The sequence below is a fragment of the Pseudobdellovibrionaceae bacterium genome (assembly GCA_020635075.1).
Classification (GTDB): domain Bacteria; phylum Bdellovibrionota; class Bdellovibrionia; order Bdellovibrionales; family UBA1609; genus JADZEO01.
In genome coordinates this window covers 269509-290967 of the sequence record JACKAM010000002.1, presented here as the reverse complement: position 1 = coordinate 290967, position 21459 = coordinate 269509, and the positions used below count along the sequence as shown (strand labels likewise).

Here is a 21459-nt window from a genome sequence, read left to right as displayed (position 1 = left end):
TCGTTTGTGTAAGGGCTAACTGATGTCTATGAAGTAACTATACACAACTGGTTTAATCGAACAAGCCTAACAAGCTTGATAGGCATAGCCATGGAGTATGATGGATCAAATGGATGAGGCGCGCTGAGTCGAGGTCTGATGGGAGGGGCTCATCATGGAGTTGTGATTTCAACTTCAGTAATTGGCAAAAATGGTATCAGGCACCTAGGTGTCTCCCGTAAGGGAATGCTTGGCAGCACTGGTTTAATCAGATATCAGATATTTGATATCCGATATCGGAATGAGAAGGCCGGGCCGCGTGCAAAGTAGCTATTTTGTTCTCACATTAAAATCTGTGCCCACCAAGGTGGAAGACCTGCTCACGGAGTTTTGTTTTTCCTTTGGTGCTCAGGGCATTAGCGAAGTCCTTCAGTTTCGTCAGGAATCGCAAAAGTACGAGCCAGAAACGGTGGCGACTCCACATCATGATCTTGAGGTTTACTTTACGGAAAAGCCTGAGGAGTCCTTTTTCTCTGAGCTTCGATTGCGCTTTCCGGAGATTGAAGCGGAAATCCGCCAGGAGGAAGAAAAAGACTGGCTCGAAGAATGGAAAAAAGGCTATGAGCCTTTTTGTTTGGCCAAAGGCCTTTGGGTGGTGCCCAGCTGGCGCGAGAAGCCGAAGGAGGCTCAGGCCGAATTGCGCATTGATCCGGGTATGGCTTTTGGCACCGGAACTCATGCCACCACCAGATTGGCTGCGGGTTTGTTGAGTGATCTTCCTCTTAATAGAGCGCGGGTCTTAGATGTGGGAACCGGCACGGGAATTCTCGCCATGGCCGCTTGTCAGTGGGGAGCGGGTTCTTTAGTGGGAACCGAAATTGATCCTCAAGCCAGAGAAGTGGCGCGGGAAAATATCGAGCGCAATCAAATGTCGGCTCAGATTTCTATTCCTGAATTTCAAGTGGAGAGTGTCGACGGTGAGTTTGATGTGGTCATTGCCAACATCATCGATGGTGTGCTGGTGGAAATCCAGGACGCTCTAATGACTAAGACCAAAAAAGGTGGCCATCTGTTACTCACAGGAATTTTGCAAGAAAGGGAAGCGGACTTTCGCAGGGAGTTTAAGTGGGAGACGTCAGGCTTTGAACTCCTTGAGCGCCGGGTGGATGAAGAGTGGGTTGGGCTGTTACTTAAGAGGACGGGATTATGAGGCGCTACTGGTTTGACCCGACCGAGAAGCAAGGGGAGAGGATTCGTCTTGCGGGCGATCTTTATCACCATGTGATCGATGTGTGTCGCCAGGGTGAGGGCTCACGCTTTGAACTACTCAGCGAAGGGGGCAAAGCCTACTTCGTGGAGCTGGTGCAAGTGGCGAAAAAGGAGGCCTGGGCTGAGATTGTGGAAGAGCGCCAGATCCCGCCCTTGGAAAAGCCCCATATTCATTTGGCCGTATCCGTTCCTCGCTTTCAGCGGATGGACACCATTGTGGAAAAGTCGGTGGAGTTGGGGGTTTTCGAGCTTCACCCCTTTGTTTCGGATTTTAGTTTTGTCCGTTCTGTGGATAGCCGCCTCACCGGCAAATGGCCTCGCTGGAAAAAGATCATCCAGGGCGCCACTCAGCAGTCCGGCCGGGGCGATCTGATGGGCCTGGGCGAGCCCCAGAAGCTGGAAGATTTATTGGCCGAATTTAACCGCCGGACCAAGGCCGTGGGTCTATTCCCTTATGAGGGGGAAGCTCCGCAGCACCTCCGTCAGGCCCTAGAACCCCTCAAAGGCCAAGAGGCCCATGAAATCTGGGTCTTTGTGGGCAGCGAAGGGGGCTACTCCGATCGCGAAGTCCAGTTATTTCAGTCCTTTGGCCTTCAGCCGGTGACCCTCGGAAGCCAGGTGCTCCGCGTGGAAACGGCTTGCTTGGCTTTAGTCAGCATTTTAAAGTATGAGTGGAATTTGATGAAGTGAGTTATAGGGGGTAGCACGGAATGTCCGATGCTTACGATGATTTTCAGATCAAGCCTTTGACCGAAGGTCTGGGTTTTCACAAAAAAGCGATCAATCTGAGTGAACAGGTCTCTCGTAGCGGGCTTTCGCAGGAAAGTAGCCATAGGCCAATTCCTGAAGCGCCACCCGCCGCTTTCTTTGATGATCCCACTGAGGAGAAGCAACACTCCGGTCGGGCCAAAGAGGCTTTGGATCGTTTGGTGTCGGGTTTGAAATCCAAACCCAATGACGTGCAAAAAGCCGCTCTCACTTTGGACATGGGTCTTGAGGATGAGGTGGCCATTACCACTCCTCTTCCCCGTGCGCCTGAGTCTGATATTTTTTCTATCGGCATCGATCGCGACAGAACTCCAGTCTCCACTCCACGACCGACCATGATTGAAGAGCCCGAGGTGGAGCCAGTTAAAAAGGCACCGAGCCGTCCGGTTGTGACCGGCACCTTGCCCATTCCACCAAGTGCTAAGGTAAAGCAAAAGGTGGGAACACAAAGAAGTGCGCATGACTCTAAGCGAGGCCCCTTGGTGCCTTCATCCATTTCACTGCCGTCAATTGTGTTAGATTTTGTTGTTGTTGTGGCTTTGAGTTTGGTGTTCTTGGTGAGCTTGTTGTCCGTCACCAAAGTTGAAATCTTGTCTGTGGCCTTTAACGCCCAGTCGGATGTGGCCACTCAGCTGAGTCTGTTTATTTTGTTTGTCGCCATCATGCAGATGTATGTGGTGGTTTCGCGCAGCTTTTTTGGCCGCACACTCGGCGAGTGGACCTTTGATCACCAAATGGGAGATGATCAACAGCACAAGTCGGGGCTTTACCCCTTGTTGGTGGCCTGGCGCAGTCTGGTCATTGTATTGACTGGTGTGGTGACTCTGCCCATCTTGTCTTTGATTTTCCGCAAGGATTTGACGGCCAAGATTTCGGGTCTTCAACTGTATCAGCGTCGATAGAGAGTTTTAAGAGGGAGACATCTTGTGGGCCGCTTCTTTGCAAATGAGCAGGAATTCCTGACGGCCCTTGCCTCCTCCCGTTCCGGGAAGAAGGTGGTCTTTACCAACGGCTGCTTTGATATTCTTCACATCGGTCATGTTCGTTACCTTCAAGAGGCCCGCTCCTTAGGTGATCTTTTGGTCGTGGGACTTAATTCCGACAAAAGTGTGAAATCCATCAAGGGTCCTGATCGCCCTGTGCAGTGTGAAGAGGACAGAGGGGGGATTCTTGCCGCCCTTGCCTGTGTGGACTTTGTTATTCCGTTTTCTGAGGACACGCCACAAAGACTGATTGAAGCCGTTAGGCCTGATGTCTTGGTGAAGGGCGGGGATTGGCCAGTGGAGAAAATTGTCGGCGCTGAGTTTGTGCTTAAAAATGGCGGCGAAGTGAAGACCCTCCAGTTTGTCGAAGGTCGTTCGACCACATCTATCATTGAAAAGATGAAATAATACTAAAGACGCAGGCCGAGTTTGAGGCTATAGACCGGTTCGCGGTAGCGATCGATCTGGGCGGCCAAAAAGTAATCAGAGACGTGCAGGGTGATCCCCACCACACTGTGGGTTTCGCGCACCAGCTCGTCCACCACACCACGGCGGTTGGGAGGATCAGAGGCAATAACAATGCCTTCGCTTCCCTGAGCAACGAACTCGGCCGTACTGGTCAGAAAGCCCCCACCAAAATAAAGTGAAAAACTATTCACACTGATCCCTGCGACCAATTCAGAACCAAGGGTCTGCGTGCTGAGGGAGTCATTCATGTTCAACACACTTCCATGCATGAGGAGCGACAAATTAATCGGCAGAAATTTAGCCTGATAAAAAGACCAGCGGAACATCCCACCGTATTCACTGATCTGGCTATCCTCCGAAAAAGGAATAAAGTGAAAGAAAATATCCAGATTGTTGTAAAGCCCTTTGCCAAAGGAAATGCGCGGATAACGGAACTCCCGCTCGTCCCGCTGAGTTCCAGTCCCCAGCCGAGACAAATCAGCGGTATTCACCAACTCAAGACTAATACCCACTTCCAGGCCGGGATAACCGCCCAGGGGAAACGGATTGGTCAATAGCTTACTGCTGGTCCCCAATCCCACCAGACGCACCACTTCCACCCGAGCCTCATGATCCAAGCCCTTCGGCAACTCTAATCCCCAGGCTGGGAGTACGATGAGCATTATTAGGGGGAGGTAATAAGGTAGTTTCACGAGAGTCATTATAGGAGGTAGATGTTCCTGATTGCAAACGGTCCACCTTGATTTTTGACCTGGAAAGTTCTTTCTCCGTGTAACCAGTCCATTGCCGACCATTCTCCGTAAATCCTCACGCGCCTTTCGGCCGCAGGCGCGTCTTCGGAGCACATCAGCTTTGCCGCTGCGCCTCGGATACGCCCTGCGCGACGGCAGAGGATTCGGATTCACGGGAATGGCTCGGCAATCAGACTGTTTTCTCGAATAAAGGCGGCCAATGGTTTTCCAGGTCAAAAATCAAGGTGGCCAGTTTGCCCGGTACTACTGGGTGCCCAGAGCAATTCCTTTGGCGGTTGATCTGGTGGGGGTGGCGTCACTCGGGTCGACGCATTTTTTGGCGACGGAGAAATCAGAGCCGCTGATATGGGAAAGGCGCGGGCCGTAGACGTCCATTTTTTCAGTGAGATTGTGAAAGGGGTATTTGTCTTTCATCTTCTCATAATACATCAAGGCATGGGCGCGGGCGGCGTACACCAAATCGGCTCGGCACTCGCGGGCAGTATGTTCGTTAAAGCTCAGGCCGAGGGGTTTGCCTTTCATATTGTTCGATGCGACCAGATCACTCATGTAAGAGGGGCTGGCGTCGGGGCTGGTTTCAAGTGAGTCAGCAAAGGCCAGGTAGGACTCCACCAGGTCGGCGTAGATTTTAGGTTCTTCACCAAATGGCAGTCCACCCTCTTCGAGTTTCCGCCGGGAGTGAAGTATCGAGATCCAAGGTCGGTGCTTACGCTCTTTGGGACGAGTGGCACCGAGCTTACGGGTGTAGCTGGCTTCGATGTTGTAGCGATTGTCTCCAGAATCCAACCCGACGAGGTGTCTGGCTCCCAGGTGAAGTTTGTCTTCGCCGGTGATCACTTGTTCCACTTGAGCCATACCGACCACGACTTTTTGATCTAGCTGAGGAATGGTCTCATAAGTCACTCCGGTGGTGACTCGGGTTTGGTCATCAACATTGAGTTGATGAGAAGCCCCGGCGCCCCACTTGTCGGGCATCTCAACCCCGGTTTGGTGAAAGGCTTTGGCTTGGACATCGTGTTTGCGGGTGTGAGTAATCTTGTGACTGAGACCGACAGTGGTGGGCTTTTTTCCATCTAGACCCACATCATAGATAATATCTGTTCCGGGCTGAACCTTCCAGCGCCCCAGGCCTCGATCAGCCACTTGTTCGTGGCTCTCCAGTTTGGTCGAAGTGGGGCTGGGCTGGGTGGGAAAGGTGTTGTGCTTTTTGTGAATCTCGTAGATGACGTCTGCCACCGGCAAGAGAACCCGGTCCACCGTGAATTCGCCCAGTGCCGAGGGTGCAGCAATTATGAATAGCAATACAACAACTAGATTTATTCGCGATTTCATAATCCCCCCGGATTTATTAAGCGCTTAGGATGCCTTTTAAACCATCAACAGCGTTTTGCAGGGCCGTTGAGACTTGGGCTGGCTCCGTGCCGCTGCCAAGCATTTGCTCAAGAGTGTTGAGAATATCGCTGTAACGTTTAACCAATGGACTGCCGGTACTTTGCCCAGTTGGGCCTGGAGGCGGCGGATTGTTAGCCGCGGCTGCCAGGTTCTTGCGGGCCGAATCAACGAGAAGGCTCAAGGCCTTTTCGCGAATGCCGGGGCTTTCCTGTGAGCGCATGACCGACTCAAGCACGTTGAGATAGGCCAATTGGGTGTAACGATCCAAGGCCTGATTGGCCTTGGTTCTGAGCGAGGACCCAAAGGGTTCATCCTGGAGAAATTGAGCCAGTATGGTGAAGCTACGATAGCTGGGAGTGGCGTTGCCGGCCATGATCCCCAACTCGCGCATTCTCTCCTGAGAATCTGCAAACATTTGTTCGACCACATAGTAAAAGACTTCGGCGGTGATCAGATTACTTTGATAGTACTTGATCATCTCAGTGGTCTCTTCCAGGCTGGGGCGGGCCAACACTCGGCGTACCCACTCATCGGCATTGGGGACTTCCTCTTTGTTGGGGTCAGCACCGACGCCCACGGGAGGAATGACCGGATCAGGAGTGGAGTTTCCGCCGCCGGCAAAAAAGTCAGTGTCCTCTGTCGTCTCTTCAGGCTTTTCTTCGTCTTTCTTTTTGTCGTCTTTTTTAGCGACGGGTGGCTTTTCTTCGTCCGTTTTCTTCTTGTGCGGGTTTTTAGCCGTCTTTTTCTTTTTCTTGTTTTTTACAGTCGAAACCTTGCCTGGCTTTTTAGGAGCAGGAGGTGCCGGAGGGATTTGGTTAAAGCTGTGCTCCTGGGGGAACTGATGGTCCGTGTTTTGTTGGCGAGCCTGAAGAGCACGAGTGCGAATTTCCTCAAGACGTTTGATGGTTTTTTGTCCTTCGTTGACCTGGCTGTCGCCGCTCTTGCGCGCATAAGGCTGAAAATCCAGAGCCTTCAGTTCGGCCGGTGTGAGGTTGGCCTGGTTGTCGGCAAAGTCCGCTGACTTCATCAACTCAAACAGGCCGCCAAGGACCACAACACAAATAATTACGACATACTTCCAATTACCCTGCATAAATCTATCTCCTGCTTATTTATAAGGCGAAGAGTGTGCCGCTGAGGGCCCTTGTAAATATTTGAAATCACCGACCTTTTGGATCCCCCCAGAAAGGGCTCTATCCGCCCGTGTCCAAGAATAAGACGCCTTTACAGAGGGCCGTGAAAACCTTAAGATTTCCATAGACTTAGCTGTTAAAGAAAGAACCAGGATGAGTGACCAAATCGGGGCCTACATTGAAAAAGCATCTGCTGGCAAGTTTGCCGACCTGGCTCGCCTGTTAACCTTGTTGGAACAGAAGGGTGCCTCGGCTTTGGAAAATGACCTTCTCCTCCATCCTCCCCAGTCGGCCTTGCGGGTGGGAATCACCGGTCCACCAGGAGCAGGGAAGTCCACCTTGGTGGGACAACTCATTAGTTCGTGGAGAAAAGCCGGGGCACGGGTGGGCGTGTTGGCTGTTGATCCCTCAAGTCCCTTTTCTGGTGGCGCTATCCTGGGCGATCGGATTCGCTACTCTGAGCACTTTGCCGATCCGGGAGTGTTTATTCGCTCACTGGGTTCTCGGGGGAGTCTTGGCGGCTTAAGTGCTTCGGCTTACCTGATGCTCAGGGCTTTTGATCTGTGGAAGTTTGATGTGGTGCTAATTGAAACCGTCGGTGTGGGACAAACAGAGACCGACATTCTTCACGTCGCTGATCTCGTGACTTTGGTTTTAGTTCCAGAGTCTGGTGATTCGGTTCAGGCTATGAAGGCCGGCCTGATGGAAATTGCTGATTTGTTTGTCGTCAATAAAGCCGACCGTCCGGGAGCCGACAGTCTGGCCCGTGAAATCGAGTTTTACTTCCCCGCCGACGCCAATCAAAAAGTGACGGAGCGGATATTTAAAACCACAGCCACTGAGGGTGTTGGTGTTGAGGAATTAGCTCAAGCCATCAGGGCCCGGGGCGAGGATTTGGATCTTCCGAACCATCGACAGGACCCTTTACGGTTGCGCCACGAGGCCTTTGCTCTTTTGCGTGGCCAGTGGGAAAAAGCATTTCGCAAAAAAGCGGACCGCATAAAATCACCCGAAGACCTTCGCCAGTTATTGATAGAAAATCAGCTGTGAATTATTGAAACTGGCCCCTTGTTTATTGAGCCACAAAACTGTGTGGTGCCTTTGTCCGGAAATTGGTCCGATTGCCGAGCCATTCCCGGAAATCCGAATCCTCACCGTCGCGCAGGGCGTATCCGAGGCGCGGCAGGAAACTGACGCGACCCGAAGACGAGCCTGCGGCCGAAAAGGTGCGTGAGGATTTGTGGAGAATGGTCGGCAAAGGACCAACTTCACTGATAAAGGACTTTGTGGCTCAATAAACAAGGGGCCAATTTTTTTAGGCTCGAATTAAAAGGCGAGAAACCGCTCCCAAAACGGAGGCCGCCCGGCATGGGCCAGTGAGCGTCGGGCAGAACCATTCACGCTCTTCAGTGTCTCTAATACTTTTAAGTTGTGAGCGTCCACTTCTTCATAGGTATAGGTCTTATTGGTGCTCGGATCGGTGAGAAACTGCTCGGTATCGCGAATCAAGTGTCGCGCCCAGCGGGAGTTGGCCATGCAACCCAGATCCAGCAGGCCATCCACAGCAATATTGGCGGCACTGGTAAATTGCAGATCGAGCTTGTCTCCTTGGGCGGCTCCGGGTTGGCGATTAGAATAAGGTGTACCTTTGATGAGCAATCGATACGGCGATAAAAATTCAACTGACGCCAGTGCGTGCTTTTGTGGTCTGGCTTCGCCCATGCTCTCGCCTGATGGAGGTGGAGTCTGCATCAAATCACTGTGAGAGAAGAAGAGCTTGGGCAATTTTTTATCTTTTAGAGCGCGACCAAGATCTTCAGGTACCATACTACCCGCGATACGCAGATAGGGTTCTTCTGAGCCTCGGGTGATCTGCTGGCCTTCAATCCACACCGGATAGAGTGAAACACTCTCTTCCAAAAGCCCTGGATGATACTCCAATTCAAGGGCCAGATAGGGAAGACGTAGGCCTTCTACAGCGGCGTCTTCAACAAAGGCCTGGCGAAAAAACCGATAGGCTTCCATATCGTCCATGCGCAGTTTCTTAAGGTCGCCAATGATTACTTCCAATTCGCTGCGCTCAGCATTCAGGCGGGTGATTTGGTCAGGTAATTCCTGATCCAGTTTCCATTCCTGGTAACGGCGCTCGGCTTCGTCTTCACTTTTGCTAGTCTTTAATTCATGGGCGTTTTGTACCAGCAAAGATAAAGTGTCTTTCACCTCGCGCAGGCGCTTTTGGTGCTTGGTCAGTGTCTTACTGAGTGCCGACTGCACGGGTTGAGGCAAGTAGGTAAAGGTCACCTTGCGACTGCGATAGGGTTTAAGTTTCTGCGAAATATTCCACAGGTGTTCATAGGCTTGTTCCGCAATAGTGGGATACAAAACGCCTTCATTCGCTGTGGGATAAAATTTAGGAACAGAATCCGTCTGATCAGACGAACTGATCCACTCACAGTATTCGCCCCTGTCATCAAGGGCCTTTTGCCCTTGTTGATAGCGAGTCATGTTGTTCGCGCCGATCGATACTCCAGCCAAGGTGATCAACGCAAATGCCGTCGTCTTAAGCCGAACCATAGCCCCTCTGCGGCTTCGCCGTAGGTCAGATGTTGCCTAATTTTCTTCGGTGTTAATCGACGTGAACTTAAGGACTTAGGTCCCCCCAAAGATTTGAGACTGTCTCAGAAAACGCTCAATTTTCAGACACTTCCATTATACCTCATTTTTTACGCAAAGCGTTAAATTAATCCGAGTGACGCGCCGATTCATTCGATAGAGGGAGTGCTCTAACGTGGATATTGCGAGCCTTGGGCCGATGGTCGTGGTCCCTGCCGACGAGGAGTTGGACAGGGAACTGGAGTACCGTCGTCTCAAAGAGGAAAAAAGCCGGACCGGTCCGGTCACTGTCGCCGACATGGGTGATGGAGGGCCAGGAACATCCACCGACCAGGATGGAGGTGGGGCCGCCGCTCGTTTAGCTGACTTTCTCAAGCAATTTCAGGGAGATAAATCGGATCGCAAGTCCACCCGCCGATCCGCTGGCAAGATCGAGAGCCTGGAGGCCCACCGCAAGCGGCGAGACCAGGTTCGGCAAAAGGCCATTGCAGCCTACCAGTACCAATTGCAGTTTGAAGAAAACCAGACGACCCGCGGACTTCAATTGAAGAAGTCTGTTGGTTAACATCGGGTCGGCTAGAATCTCATTTCAAACGTCTCAAGCTGATTCAGAATAAAGGTCATCGCCGGGAGGAAATTCATTCTTGGAATCCTCCTCCACATTCACCTGGATGCCATGGCTGGCGAGCAGATTAAACACCATCTTTAGATCAGGATTGATTCGCGTGTTGCGATCTGCCCAGGGGATTTGCACCATATCGGGCGCCGGCACCTGAATTTGCACATGAAGATGGTTCACTCGCTCCACCAATTTATTGTGCTCCGGTGGTTGGCGGTAAACTTCCTGGTGAATCATGGGAATGATTTTTTCCGCCGCATTTGTTTTCAAGATCAAATTGAGATGAACTCTTCCCTCAGTCTTAGTAAGGCCAAAAAAACTCTTGGTTTGATGATGTTCCGTAATCTCTTCGGCCCCATGAATTTCGTCAAAGGGGATATGGACAATCACTTTGTCATCCGGATCCAATTGAAAATTCAAGTAGGAGCGAATTTTCAAATAAAGTCCCTGCTCATCGGCCTTGAGGACCCAATTGCTGGGGAACACTGCCGCTTTGGCAATTCGCCAGGCAAGAATGGCCATAAATATGCTTGCAGCAATCGAGATGTGAAAGATAGTCGAGTCGTCAACGAAGGTTTTGATCGTGGCCGGAATAGTTATAAAAATAATCGTCAACCCAACTGGTCCCCATATCGACTGGCGGCAGGTGAGTTGAAAATCCTTAAGGTCACGCATTTGGTTTTCGCTTAAAAATTTCATGCCCTCATTTTATCAAAGTCTTTTCCTCCTACAGAGAGGGGAACTGATAATTTCTCAATATAGTTCTGGCTTTCACGGTGCTTCGCATTTTCAGTTCGCAGGACGTTCACAAGTTCGACAAAAACCAAAAACTCTTGTTGGTGTGACGGCACAATATAAGGTCGGGTGGCTTTTTCAAAACAGACAACCTCAATTAAAGGGGCCAGTTTAAAATTGGTTGATATGCAGAAGAGGGTTTCCTTGAAGTAGTGCCTCCTTTAATTGTGCTCAGTTCACGACTCTGTAGACCTTTGGCACCATCTCCAGTCGGATCAGTTTCGTCGTGTCTCCGCCAAGAAAGCACCCAAGGCGATCCGACCTCCATTCATCTCAATCTGAGAAAATAACGCGCCACAATAAAAATCCCTCAAGTCATAACGCACAGCACCGATAGGTCTCAGGACTGCTGAAATAGAAACTATGACGTCTGTGGGCACCGCTCCAGGCCTCTGTGGGAGGAGGCTAGCGAGGAGGGTGTAATTATGTCCTTTAGAATTAGTTCGGCTGTGGCTTCTCTCACTGCGCAGCGACATCTCCACAAAAACCAACGACAGACCGAGAAATCGCTCCAGGCCCTGGCGTCTGGAAAGCGCATTGTGCAGGCAGGAGACGATGCGGCTGGATTTGCCATCGGTGAGAACCTGCGCGGACAAATCAGTGGTTTAAGGCAGAGTCGCTTTAATGCAGAAAACGCTGTAGCCATGATCCAAACCGCTGAGGGAAGCCTCAACGAGCAAAACAATATATTGATAAGACTTCGCGAACTGTCCGTTTATTCGGCCAGTGACACGGTCGGCGAGAAGGAAAGGGAGTTTCTCGACAAGGAATTCCAGCAGCTTTCTGCCGAGTTTGATCGTATTGCCCAGTCGACCAGATTTGGTAACAAACAGCTGCTCACTGGATCGGGGCGGGAGTTTAAGTTCCACGTCGGGCCCTTCAAAGGTCCAGAGAACGTGGTGGATTTCAAACTGGATGCGGACACGACGGGAGAGTCGGTCGGCATTAAAGGAGTTGGAATCACGTCTCAAGACGATGCAGTGGATTCGCTTGAGGTTATTGACGAAGCTCTTCTTAAAGTCGCAGATGCGCGAAGTACCTTTGGAGCGGCCCAAAGCCGATTCCAATTTACCATCGATGCCTTGGCCGGACAGGAAGAGAACATGGAGAGTGCCCGCTCACTGATTGTGGATGCGGACATTGCCCATGAAGTGAGTCAATTGGCCAAGTCACAAATACTACAAGATATGGGAGTGGCGGTGCTTGCCCAGGCGAACCAGGATTCAGGGCGAGCCGTGCGATTGATTCCCAACTAGTCTAAAAAATCATCCCGAGGAGAGTTCGCACCTCCTCTTTGGATTTCAGCAAGTGCATTGGAAAACCCAATTATGGGCGGGCTATGCACCCGTATTTCTTTAACCCCGGAGTTTGTGGAGAACTCCGGGGTTTTTTGTTAGGTGTTAGGTACCAAGTCCCTTTTTCCGTTGCGGGGCAACATAAGGGCCTCCGGAAGCCATTAATGTTGCGACGCAACGGAAAAAGGGACTTGGTACCTAACAAATTTTTTTGCGACCGACCGTGAGTGATTTCAATTACAAGATGCACAGCGTCTAATAAAACCTAGACCAAAGGCTAAAGCTTCCTAGACCAAAGCCGAGAAGTTTCGTGAACACGTTGGAGTACCTTGGCGTGGTTTCTATTTCGGCAGTCACTGAAAGCGAAACCTCCTCAAGACTCAAAGACAAAAGGGACAGTCACCCCTTTTGGCTTTGAGCACTTCCAACATAACAACTGAATAATAACAACCCAGGCAAGGATTGCCGCCGTTGTACGTCTAGCCGTGGGGCTAGGGGACTTCTTTAAACCCAGGAAGTCTGCGTACAAGCGTGGGCCCACTCGGAAGGAGCCACGATTTGTTGGGAGGTATACAATGGGCTTAAGGATTCACACAAATGTTGCGTCGATTTCCGCTCAGCGGCAGTTGACGAAGCAGCAGCACCGAATGGAGCATGCTCAGCAAGCTCTAGCATCGGGAAGTCGTATCGTCACGGCATCGGATGACGCTGCCGGTTTGGCCATCTCCGAAAACATTCGCGGTCAGTTACAGGGTATTCGCATGGCCCGTAACAATGCCTACAACGCCGGATCACTGATTCAGGTGTCTGAAGGTGGACTGAACGAAATTAACAACATCCTTATTCGTCTGCGCGAGTTGGGTGTCCAAGCAGCCTCAGACACCGTGTCTGAAGTTGAAAGAGGATTCCTTAACCAGGAAGCCCAACAGCTCAAAGACGAAGCCGATCGAATCGCCAAGTCGACTCGATTCGGTAACAAAACTCTTTTGGACGGTTCCGGTGAAGAACTGGAGTACCATGTTGGTCCGTTCTCAGGGGATGAAAACGTCATTCGTTATAAAATTGCCGCCGACGCCACGGCCAGTACCTTGGGTATTGATGGTGTGGCCGTCGACGATAAAGATTCGGCCCGCTCCACACTTGAAGCTGTGGACGAAGCCATCGTCAAACTTGGAAATCTGCGTGCTGACTTTGGTGCGGTCCAAAGCCGACTGCATACGACGGTCAGTAACTTGGATATCCAAAACGAAAACCTCTCAGCCGCCAAATCGCGCATTCGAGATGCCGACGTGGCCTATGAATCAGCTGAGTTGGCATCAGCCCAGGTGTTGCAGAACGCTTCGGTTTCGGTCTTGGCCTCGGCCAACCAAAACGGAGCCTCAGCACTGAAGCTGTTGTAACAATCCATAGACACGACATCGGAGCCAGAGAGCCACGTCTCTCTGGAGCCACTGAGCTTTCAAAGTTTCTTTTAATTAAAAGAGGTTATGAAGGTTTACGGAGTAGTGCCCACAGACGTTACTACTCTTAAGCCCGCCCTGGGGTCACCCACAAGCCCCAGGGTTTTTTTTCGCCTTTGCCTGAAGGAAGTTCATCCTACAGGGCGTCATCCAATTCTTACAAACCACTAAGGGTTTGAAATCCGCACACAAATGAATCTTCGCCAAATGAGAAATTGGGCCCGTACTTTGCTTAAGTATTTGAGGTTCGGAAATTTATACATAACCCAACCAACCCCCAGGTCGAGGTACGGAATGACTCAACTTCTTCGTTGTTTACTCGCATTTCTCCTGGCCTTGGCGCCCGCCACTTACTCTCATGCTGACCTGATCAGCTCCAATGAGACCGACAGGGCCCAAGTTCAGTGGAAAAAACTCTTTCAACAGGTTTTTACCTGGAATCTCAAAGCACAACTCAAAGCACAGGGCTACAGCGACAGCGAAATTGCCACCCGCTATGAAAAGTCCACCTATTTTACCGATCAGGAGTTTTTCCAGGTCTACCAACAGGTGACTCAGGCTCCGACAACACTCAAGGCGATTGAGTTGCGCGAGCAACTGATGTCAAAAAGAGACTCCTTCTTAAAAGCTTCAAATCTTAAAGCCACGGCCAAGCTCAACTGGAATCGGTCTGCCGCATCGGATCTAGTTAAGGATCTAGAAGGCAAATCGCAAACCGCTCAGGCGCAAAGAGATTTCAGAGAAGGACTTAACTACCTTGATACAGAAATCGGCAAAGAAGTCTTCGCCACATTAAGCGACACCTTGATGGTGGTGATTCCTGGTTTTGGTAGCCACACCATGAAGGACTACAGTTACTCTGAGTTGGTTAAAATGGCCAACTCCTACTATGGTCGCCCCCTGGATCGTCCCCGTGAGGAGATCCAAGGAACTGACCAGGTGAAGTACGAAGACCCCGTCACCTTTTACTCCCGCAACCAGAAGCCCCTCGGCTTTGACGTGGTTCACCCCATGGGCTACGAGCTCGGCAACTCCATGGGCTATAACTCTGACGTGGCCGAACAACTGGCCAAGTGGATCAATCGTCTGCCCGGCGATTACAGTAAGAAAAAACTCATCTTTGTTGGTTACTCCAAAGGGACGCCCATTGCTCACCACTTGGTTCAGGAGCACGAGGACATCCGCAAGCGCACCAAAGCCATCTTCACTATTGGTGGCGTGACCCAAGGTGCAGTTCCTGCCCAGTCGGGCTTGAACATGATCATGGAGGCCGTAGGTGCCGACAATCAGGATGAACTGATTGCCAAACTCAAGCAAGGCCAAGAGGACTTCCTGAAAATGGCCGGCCCTTATCTTTCACAGGCTGCTGGTTTTGCTCTTTCTTTGGCAGACAGCCCTGGTGTGCAAAAGCTTTTGGGCTCGCTTGGTGTTGACATCAGCGCCATGGTCGGTGATCTGCAAAACTTCATTCACACCCAACAGATGTTGGAAGTGTTTAAGGGTGTCTACGATATGACTCCTTACACGCGGGTGAAGTGGATGCTGCAGAATCTCAACAATAAGGAATTGGACCAAGAAGACCTAACGGTGTTCAATCTGTCCATCCTCACCAATGTTCAGGACTTCCTGGCTCCTGGTGGATACGATGAGTTCGGTCCGGTTCTGCCTCCCCAAGTCGTTCCTCAGTTTACTGAGAAGGGCATCAAGTGGACTCAGTTCAGTCTCGATAACATTTTCCTTCACGCCACATCACTTGGGGCTTTCGAAGAGGTCCCCGGCGGGTTGTTTGACACCCAGGTGGCCTGGCTCGACACCAAGAGCTTTGTCCTCGACCAGCGTCCTTTGAGCCACTCTTTGAGCTCCAAGGAGATGGACGACTTGAACAGAGAATTGGGTCAGACCATTAACCCCAATACTCCGCGCAGTCAGTTGATTGCCAAGCAAAGCTTGGAAGGTCTTAACTTCGTTGATCTCGGTGAGACCCGTGGGACCCACTGGGACATTGCTTTTAATCAGGTTTACAAGCCACCCAAGAACGTCAAAGAGTATTACGAGCACTTCTTCCCTCGTGATGCCTACTATCGTTCACTACTTGAGACCTATGCCGTTTATGTTCAACTTGGAAAGGGAGGACGTTAATCATGAAAGCAATTAATATCTTATTTTCCTCAGTTCTCTCTCTTTCGTTGGTGTCAGCTCCTGCCTATGGTGCTGCCTTTGATATGGGTCCTCGTGCCGACACACTGTTTGTCACCAGCCAGGGTTCTCAAGAGCAGGTGCGCACCATGGCCAACTTGTTTGCCTCTTCTGCCGGCTACGGCATTTGGTCAAACAAAGTGCTGAATGGTTCAGGCAACAACTCGATGTTGCCTAAAAAGCCTCAGCCCGAGGGATACTTCAGCCAAATGTTGAGATCCTTGTCTTTGTTTGACCTTTATTTCACTGCCGGAGTTCTGCGCATGCAGTCCAAGATGAAGGGTGCCGATCAGGCCTCTTTGTTGGTGGCCGGTGGAAGCCTCAGCGAGGACTTTGTTAAAAAGCAGCCTGAGCCTAAGATGGACTTTTTGGGTCAAGGGATCTCCATGGGCTTTATGGACCTCGGCCCCTTTGCCCGCTTTTCTGTGCGGCAAATGCCAGAGGACGCAGCGAAATTTGTTAAAGGTGATGCCCAGTTCCCGGCCACCATCTTCCGCAAGGAATTCAATCAGGGCTTGGCCTTCCGTTATTGGAATCTCAAGGAAAAGGCCGATCGCAGCAACGGCAACGTGATCGAAAAGATCCTGTCGCAAAATGCTCTTTTTTGGCCCTTGGGATTTATGGGAAGCCTGCATGTGGAGCCTAAAGCCAAAAACGCCACTAAAGCCCGCTATCTCATGTTGATGGCAGCCCCTGGCGAATTGAAGACCCCCGAGCGCGATCCCCGCACTTGGGAAATCGTCACGGTGGAAAAGGATCTGGATAAGGCCCTTGAGACTGAGTTTGCGACAGTTAGCAAGGTGGTTTACGAAGGCGCTGGACGTCAGCAGCGAGATAACCTGAGCCTTTTGCAGATTGAAACGCAAAAGGACTTTAACCGTCCCAGCGAACTCGACGTGGTCATGAGCTTTGGTCACCAGTCGAGCTCTGACGGCGACACCATCACGGGTATGAGCTACAAGCTTCCCAATGAGAGTCTGCGCATGCGCGGTCACCTTCGCTTGCGTGAGCTTGAGCAGTCCAAAGTGGGCGACTGGAAAGTGGTCAAAAAGGTCACAGATTTTATCCGCACCTTTAATGTTGAGGTGGGATTTCATCAGTTGGGCCTGACCATGATCCGCCCCAATATCCGTGGAACAGCTAAGGAAGTCTTTGAAGCCAACCCCACGTTTAGCCTCAAGTACAACCCTAAGAATAGTCTTCTCAGCTACCGCATCTATAAGTATGTTCCTGGGGACGAGGCGGCCTCTTTGAAGAAGATCGGCTTTACCTGCTCCCAAAGAACACCTTCTGAGCAGTACTGCGAGCGGATGTTCTGGAGTGCTAAGGAAGTGGCTCAAGGCTTTTTCGCCGACTTCAATAAAGGTGTGATGGCCAACATCTTTAGTAAGATCTTGGGCAAAGTGACAAAGGATGCCTTTAAAGAAGAGCTTCCTGAAGTTACCAGCGAAGTGAACGAGGCTTTGGCCGGCATGGTACTCAAGCTGATCGAAGACGGTCAAAAGGCCAAGGCCATGACCTCACAGCTTTTGCCCAATAGCCCCATGAATCCTGCCAGCTTTTTGATGATGAACAAGTAATCCCCAGGATTACTTGTTCCCCACTGGCAAACAAGACGGGAGTTCCCAACAGCGGATCATGTGTTGGTAGAACTCCCGTTGCTTTTTTTCACTGGCCCGAAAACACATTTAACCCTATTTAAATAGTGTTTATTTTTAGTACAAAATTCATTTTTTTTTTTTTTTCGGTGCCCATCGGTTATCCTTAAAAGCCAGATCCAGAATTCCTTTCAGTAGTACGTTGGCTCATATGAGGGGGGTATTTGTGCTCAATCTGTTTAGGCCCAGGTCCTTGCTGTGTGTCCTCTTTGGCACTCTGTTCAGTTGGGGAGCGAGGGCTCAATTGCTCACGGATGTTGTGAAGGTGCCGGTCAATCCTACGGGGACCTATCTTGAGGTCCCGCTTTGGGATCTTTATGCCTCTCAGCCAACGAAACTCTATCTTAGATCACTGTGGTGGGACTACCAGATTGACCTCCGTGATGGCGATGAGATTACGCTTTCGGTTGACGGGGGGTACAGGCCTTGGCCCTATGCGCCTTCTGATTCGTCTCGCTTAGCAGCCGTATTTGTCGATGCCGGCGGTAACTATTTGTACCCGGGAATGGGCTCTCAAGCATATTCGGTTTGGACCCAGTTAGCAGACATTCCTTTTGACTTTGAGATTGGTCTTGAGCCCTTAAAGGTACGAATCCCAGAGGGAGCGGTAGCCCTACTGTTTACGACCCTTGATCTATGGTATTTCGACAACCATGTCGCCGACCCCACCAGTCAAGGGTTTGACGTAAAGGTCCTGCTTGAAGTGAAACGTCGGTCCCCTACACCATCGTTCGATCTATCTGTCGATTGGTCGAGCATTGTCCTCAAGCAGATTGTTAATAACCCTCGCATGGGTCCCTATGACGAGTACGCTTATGATCCCAATGACCAAAGTCATCACCTCTGGGCTAACATGGAGGCAGATTACCCGATTTCGCTCATTGCCGGAAGAGCCGCTTCCATTGAGGCCAGTATTTACCTGCGTGGCACCATGCCATCGCTGGAGGTGTTGGGTCCCGAAGCACCAGAGCCGGTTGTGACCCTTGGGGTTGACTACATCCACGAGGACAATAGTGTTACCATTTTGGATACAGTTGAACTGTCCCCTGGAGATTTTGGTGAGGAAGTTGGTTGGGGGACATTTCATTATAGCAAGATTTTCGACCCTGGAGTATTGGGGGCTGGACGGGGCCAAATTCAGTTTAGTGCTGTCGCAAACTATACTATCGAGGAAGTGCGAACTGGGAACAATTATGGCCATCGGCAGATCATCGTCCATGAAACTAAGCCAATTCTTGTCGGGCTCTACAGTATAGTTGCCTTAAACCCATTGACGATGGACCCCTGCCCTGACTATCGCGTGGGCCTTTCCTGTTATTTGCCTCCTCACTCAGGATCCTATAGCTTTTTGGAGCAGGAGAAGGACCTGATTCAGAAGATATTTCCGATCCCAGATAATGGGGTGACTTTCTTTGGAGCTACCTATCGGAATGCAGGAAGGGATGCTATTGGTTTAGACAGTCTTGTATGGGATATGAGTAAGCTCAGTCTGATCGCCAAGAAGATTAAGAGTAATCATGGGGGCACAAGAAATGTATTTGTCGCAGGAATTGTCGATCGATCCTAAATGCAGTACCATTCTCAGACGGCATCTGACCCCGATTTCAAATCGAGCGAAGGGATTGGATACATGGGATTCTCAAACGTTGGGTTTGAGGGTTTGCTTGTTGCTCCCAGTTCCACGGACAGCCGAACTCCACCGGCATTCGTGCCTGGAAGTTTAGTTCATGAACTCGGGCATGTGTTTGGAGCTGAGTTTCACTCAGATGATCCAAGAGTGAAATCGTACTCAAGGGAAAAGAGGAGAGGAGTCCGTGGGTTTGACGTCCAAATGGCCGATAAAATTGTTGATAAACTGGAAATGGTTTCAATTATGGAATCTTTCTTTGATGGCGAGACAATGCAGGATCTGTGGATAGACCCATTTAGTTATGGGGCCATGCTTAGGTATCTGAAATGGCCCTGGTACGATCCGGAATTGGTCATAATGAATGGCGTTATGGACAAAAATGGGGAATTTGCTATGGTTGATTCGATCAATGTCACTCATGGAGATCTATTCGCCTACCCAGAATCGGAGTTTAAGTTTGTCGCCAGGAGCTTGGAGGGAGAAGTTATCCTTCAAAATAGTCTCCACCCTGATTTTCGGATGTTTGCTGGCGGTCGGATGGACCCCATTGGGCTGGAGGTGGCTCCGGTTTCTCTGAGCTTCCCAAATTTGCCTGAGATAGACTCGTTAGAAGTCTCAATGGCGGGATTCGTCACTTTTCGACTAGATGTCAAGCAGAGGGGTTTGCAGGCTGCAATTGATCACATTCCTGACGTTGGGTTTTGGGTGGGTAGTCGAAAATTGATCCGAATAATCAGAGATCAGATGATCCATAGGGTGGAGAAGTACCTCTATTTCAAGGAGAGGCGTAAGAAATATCAGGCGAGGAAGGAGTTGTGGTTATTAAGGAGGATTGTGGAGAAGACTATCCGCGATCACTATGAAACTGAATTCCCATTGGATATGGAAAAGTCTGAGGTGTTGTCGGTCATAAATGATACGATGGCGTCAGTAAAACGCTGGGAGTAGAAAATGGCGGCAAGGAAACTCATCGGATTTTGTCCGTTTCTAATTTTCTTAGCATTAGGAGTCTTGGGTTTTGTCTCTCGGGGATTGGCTGCTGATAATGAGTGTCCGCAGGAGAAAGCGGAACATGATCTCATTTTTCAGGGGCGAATTGGTTTTCCGGTCACTGTTATAGACTCTCCCTTCGTGAAGTCGCATACTAAACCCGATGAGGCATACGAGAATGTTGGGTTTTATGAGACTAAGATTTGGAAGGGAGAGTTTCGCCCACAGGAGCCGTACAATGCGATTCCGATCAGAACAGGAGTAAAGAACTCATACAAATTCCCGAAATCCGATGACACCTATCTTGTCTATGCAACAAAGATGAAAGACGGCTCCTACTTTGTTCATCGTTGTAGTCCAACAAAGTTAGCTAGTTTGGTCGAGGAAATCACCAAAACACTTGGTAGGCCGATTTATGAGGAACGTAATCCATACTATAAGCTGGCGGATTTGGGATTGATATTTAAACAGCGAAACAACCAGACTGATGGGTGGCCAGAAATAAATTCTTATTGGAAGTCCTACGTGGAACGGTACCGTAGAACGCATTATTCTGTCGCTCCTTGTGCAGAACAGAGCAAGGTGGATGTAGTCTTTGTTGGAAAAGCTATGGTCGAGATAAAGAAAAACTTTGGTGAAGAGCGAAGTTCTAGTGGAGTACAATCCTCAAGGTATCAGAATCCATTTTATCCATGGTCCCTAGTTGACGGTGTCGATTTTTCCAATTTAGAACTTTACAAAGATGTCGAGGGTCGTTTTTTGAGCAAATTGGATTTGCGTCCAGGACCTGACCCAGGGGGATGGAAGGTAGGGTCGGGAAAGAAGCAACCTCTCGCATGGCGGAACCCATTTTTTCGGCTCAAAAGAATTGATAGGGACAGCTATGAATTTGCACGAGTCGATTCGAGCTATTATTTAGTGAGAGGGGCGTGGGATGCGAACGGCGAGTTTTATATCGACCGTTGTTCGGGAACGCAACCTATCGAATCCGTGAGCAAAGAAGAATTGAGGAATCTTGGGGCTCCGTTGTTCAGGGCGTCCAGGTGTTGGTCTTGCAACAAAACAGAACAGAGCGCAACCAAGAACAAGTAATCCCCAGGATTACTTGTTCCCCACTGGCAAACAAGACGGGAGTTCCCAACAGCGGATCATGTGTTGGTAGAACTCCCGTTGCTTTTTTTCACTGGCCCGAAAACACATTTAACCCTATTTAAATAGTGTTTATTTTTAGTACAAAATTCATTTTTTTTTTTTTTTCGGTGCCCATCGGTTATCCTTAAAAGCCAGATCCAGAATTCCTTTCAGTAGTACGTTGGCTCATATGAGGGGGGTATTTGTGCTCAATCTGTTTAGGCCCAGATTCTTGTTGTGTGTCCTCTTTGGCTCTTTGCTCAGTTGGGGAGCGAGGGCTCAATTGCTCACGGATATTGTGAAGGTGCCAATAGTTCCTACGGGGACC

General features: G+C 50.2%; 18 protein-coding genes. 13 read left to right on the top strand and 5 right to left on the bottom strand.

The window, feature by feature from the left end; translation table 11 throughout:
- Positions 1-298: 298 nt before the first annotated feature.
- From prmA to rfaE2, 4 genes are read left to right on the top strand one after another with little or no spacing between them, the layout of a single operon-like run.
- Positions 299-1189: a 50S ribosomal protein L11 methyltransferase gene (gene prmA / locus H6624_11025; protein MCB9084870.1), complete on the top strand. Its 891-nt coding sequence runs from the start codon at positions 299-301 to the stop codon at positions 1187-1189.
- A complete protein-coding gene (locus H6624_11020) occupies positions 1186-1938 on the top strand; it encodes a 16S rRNA (uracil(1498)-N(3))-methyltransferase (GenBank protein ID MCB9084869.1) in 753 nt (250 codons plus the stop codon). The genes prmA and H6624_11020 overlap by 4 nt, the downstream gene beginning before the upstream one ends.
- Positions 1939-1958: 20 nt before the next feature.
- Entirely contained in the window at positions 1959-2918 is a 960-nt protein-coding gene (locus tag H6624_11015) for a hypothetical protein (GenBank protein MCB9084868.1), read from the top strand.
- A 24-nt stretch (positions 2919-2942) separates the two neighbouring features.
- Positions 2943-3407 (top strand): D-glycero-beta-D-manno-heptose 1-phosphate adenylyltransferase, encoded by a 465-nt coding sequence (gene rfaE2, locus H6624_11010; GenBank protein MCB9084867.1) that lies wholly within the window; start codon positions 2943-2945, stop codon positions 3405-3407.
- 2 nt (positions 3408-3409) lie between these two features.
- Here rfaE2 and H6624_11005 read toward each other — a convergent pair whose 3' ends face one another.
- The 3 genes from H6624_11005 to H6624_10995 form a co-directional block, all read right to left on the bottom strand.
- The gene (locus H6624_11005) at positions 3410-4096 is read right to left on the bottom strand and encodes a hypothetical protein (protein MCB9084866.1); all 687 of its coding nucleotides are present in this window, start codon (positions 4094-4096) and stop codon (positions 3410-3412) included.
- A 366-nt stretch (positions 4097-4462) separates the two neighbouring features.
- Entirely contained in the window at positions 4463-5551 is a 1089-nt protein-coding gene (locus H6624_11000) for a hypothetical protein (GenBank protein MCB9084865.1), read from the bottom strand.
- A gap of 16 nt (positions 5552-5567) precedes the next feature.
- Positions 5568-6704, bottom strand: coding sequence for a hypothetical protein (locus tag H6624_10995; protein ID MCB9084864.1), 1137 nt, complete (start codon positions 6702-6704; stop codon positions 5568-5570).
- A gap of 193 nt (positions 6705-6897) precedes the next feature.
- Here H6624_10995 and meaB point away from each other — a divergent pair, with 193 nt between their 5' ends.
- Positions 6898-7794 carry a methylmalonyl Co-A mutase-associated GTPase MeaB gene (gene meaB / locus H6624_10990; GenBank protein ID MCB9084863.1) on the top strand — a complete coding sequence of 299 codons (897 nt, stop codon included), beginning with the start codon at positions 6898-6900 and terminating at the stop codon, positions 7792-7794.
- 276 nt (positions 7795-8070) lie between these two features.
- Here meaB and H6624_10985 read toward each other — a convergent pair whose 3' ends face one another.
- Positions 8071-9318: a hypothetical protein gene (locus tag H6624_10985; GenBank protein MCB9084862.1), complete on the bottom strand. Its 1248-nt coding sequence runs from the start codon at positions 9316-9318 to the stop codon at positions 8071-8073.
- Positions 9319-9532: 214 nt separating this feature from the next.
- Between H6624_10985 and H6624_10980 the strand changes: the two genes are divergently transcribed.
- Entirely contained in the window at positions 9533-9922 is a 390-nt protein-coding gene (locus H6624_10980; GenBank protein MCB9084861.1) for a hypothetical protein, read from the top strand.
- Positions 9923-9955: 33 nt separating this feature from the next.
- On the opposite strand, the gene H6624_10975 is transcribed toward H6624_10980, so the two are convergent.
- The gene (locus H6624_10975; protein ID MCB9084860.1) at positions 9956-10675 is read right to left on the bottom strand and encodes a hypothetical protein; all 720 of its coding nucleotides are present in this window, start codon (positions 10673-10675) and stop codon (positions 9956-9958) included.
- Between the two features lie 521 nt (positions 10676-11196).
- On the opposite strand from H6624_10975, the gene H6624_10970 reads away from it, so the two are divergent.
- The 7 genes from H6624_10970 to H6624_10940 all read left to right on the top strand — a co-directional run bounded on the left by H6624_10970 (position 11197) and on the right by H6624_10940 (position 21092).
- A complete protein-coding gene (locus tag H6624_10970; GenBank protein MCB9084859.1) occupies positions 11197-12027 on the top strand; it encodes a flagellin FliC in 831 nt (276 codons plus the stop codon).
- 614 nt (positions 12028-12641) lie between these two features.
- Entirely contained in the window at positions 12642-13466 is an 825-nt protein-coding gene (locus H6624_10965; protein ID MCB9084858.1) for a flagellin FliC, read from the top strand.
- A 354-nt stretch (positions 13467-13820) separates the two neighbouring features.
- Positions 13821-15665, top strand: a complete 1845-nt coding sequence (locus H6624_10960) for a hypothetical protein (protein ID MCB9084857.1) — start codon at positions 13821-13823, stop codon at positions 15663-15665.
- 2 nt (positions 15666-15667) lie between these two features.
- Complete coding sequence (locus H6624_10955; GenBank protein MCB9084856.1) at positions 15668-17302, top strand: hypothetical protein; 1635 nt, start codon at positions 15668-15670, stop codon at positions 17300-17302.
- 244 nt (positions 17303-17546) lie between these two features.
- Positions 17547-18947 (top strand): hypothetical protein, encoded by a 1401-nt coding sequence (locus H6624_10950; protein MCB9084855.1) that lies wholly within the window; start codon positions 17547-17549, stop codon positions 18945-18947.
- A 264-nt stretch (positions 18948-19211) separates the two neighbouring features.
- On the top strand, positions 19212-19958 hold the full coding sequence (locus H6624_10945; GenBank protein MCB9084854.1) for a hypothetical protein: 747 nt from the start codon (positions 19212-19214) through the stop codon (positions 19956-19958).
- A 3-nt stretch (positions 19959-19961) separates the two neighbouring features.
- Positions 19962-21092 (top strand): hypothetical protein, encoded by a 1131-nt coding sequence (locus tag H6624_10940; protein MCB9084853.1) that lies wholly within the window; start codon positions 19962-19964, stop codon positions 21090-21092.
- Positions 21093-21459: the final 367 nt, after the last annotated feature.

Bases quoted from the DNA above. Each gene is read 5' to 3' on its own strand.
- H6624_10985 (MCB9084862.1), bottom strand. From the start codon at position 9,318: ATGGTTCGGCTTAAGACGACGGCATTTGCGTTGATCACCTTGGCTGGA.
- H6624_10975 (MCB9084860.1), bottom strand. From the start codon at position 10,675: ATGAAATTTTTAAGCGAAAACCAAATGCGTGACCTTAAGGATTTTCAA.
- H6624_10970 (MCB9084859.1), top strand. From the start codon at position 11,197: ATGTCCTTTAGAATTAGTTCGGCTGTGGCTTCTCTCACTGCGCAGCGA.
- meaB (MCB9084863.1), top strand. From the start codon at position 6,898: ATGAGTGACCAAATCGGGGCCTACATTGAAAAAGCATCTGCTGGCAAG.
- H6624_11020 (MCB9084869.1), top strand. From the start codon at position 1,186: ATGAGGCGCTACTGGTTTGACCCGACCGAGAAGCAAGGGGAGAGGATT.
- H6624_10960 (MCB9084857.1), top strand. From the start codon at position 13,821: ATGACTCAACTTCTTCGTTGTTTACTCGCATTTCTCCTGGCCTTGGCG.
- H6624_11000 (MCB9084865.1), bottom strand. From the start codon at position 5,551: ATGAAATCGCGAATAAATCTAGTTGTTGTATTGCTATTCATAATTGCT.
- H6624_10945 (MCB9084854.1), top strand. From the start codon at position 19,212: ATGGCCGATAAAATTGTTGATAAACTGGAAATGGTTTCAATTATGGAA.
- H6624_10995 (MCB9084864.1), bottom strand. From the start codon at position 6,704: ATGCAGGGTAATTGGAAGTATGTCGTAATTATTTGTGTTGTGGTCCTT.
- H6624_11015 (MCB9084868.1), top strand. From the start codon at position 1,959: ATGTCCGATGCTTACGATGATTTTCAGATCAAGCCTTTGACCGAAGGT.
- H6624_10940 (MCB9084853.1), top strand. From the start codon at position 19,962: ATGGCGGCAAGGAAACTCATCGGATTTTGTCCGTTTCTAATTTTCTTA.
- H6624_10965 (MCB9084858.1), top strand. From the start codon at position 12,642: ATGGGCTTAAGGATTCACACAAATGTTGCGTCGATTTCCGCTCAGCGG.
- H6624_10955 (MCB9084856.1), top strand. From the start codon at position 15,668: ATGAAAGCAATTAATATCTTATTTTCCTCAGTTCTCTCTCTTTCGTTG.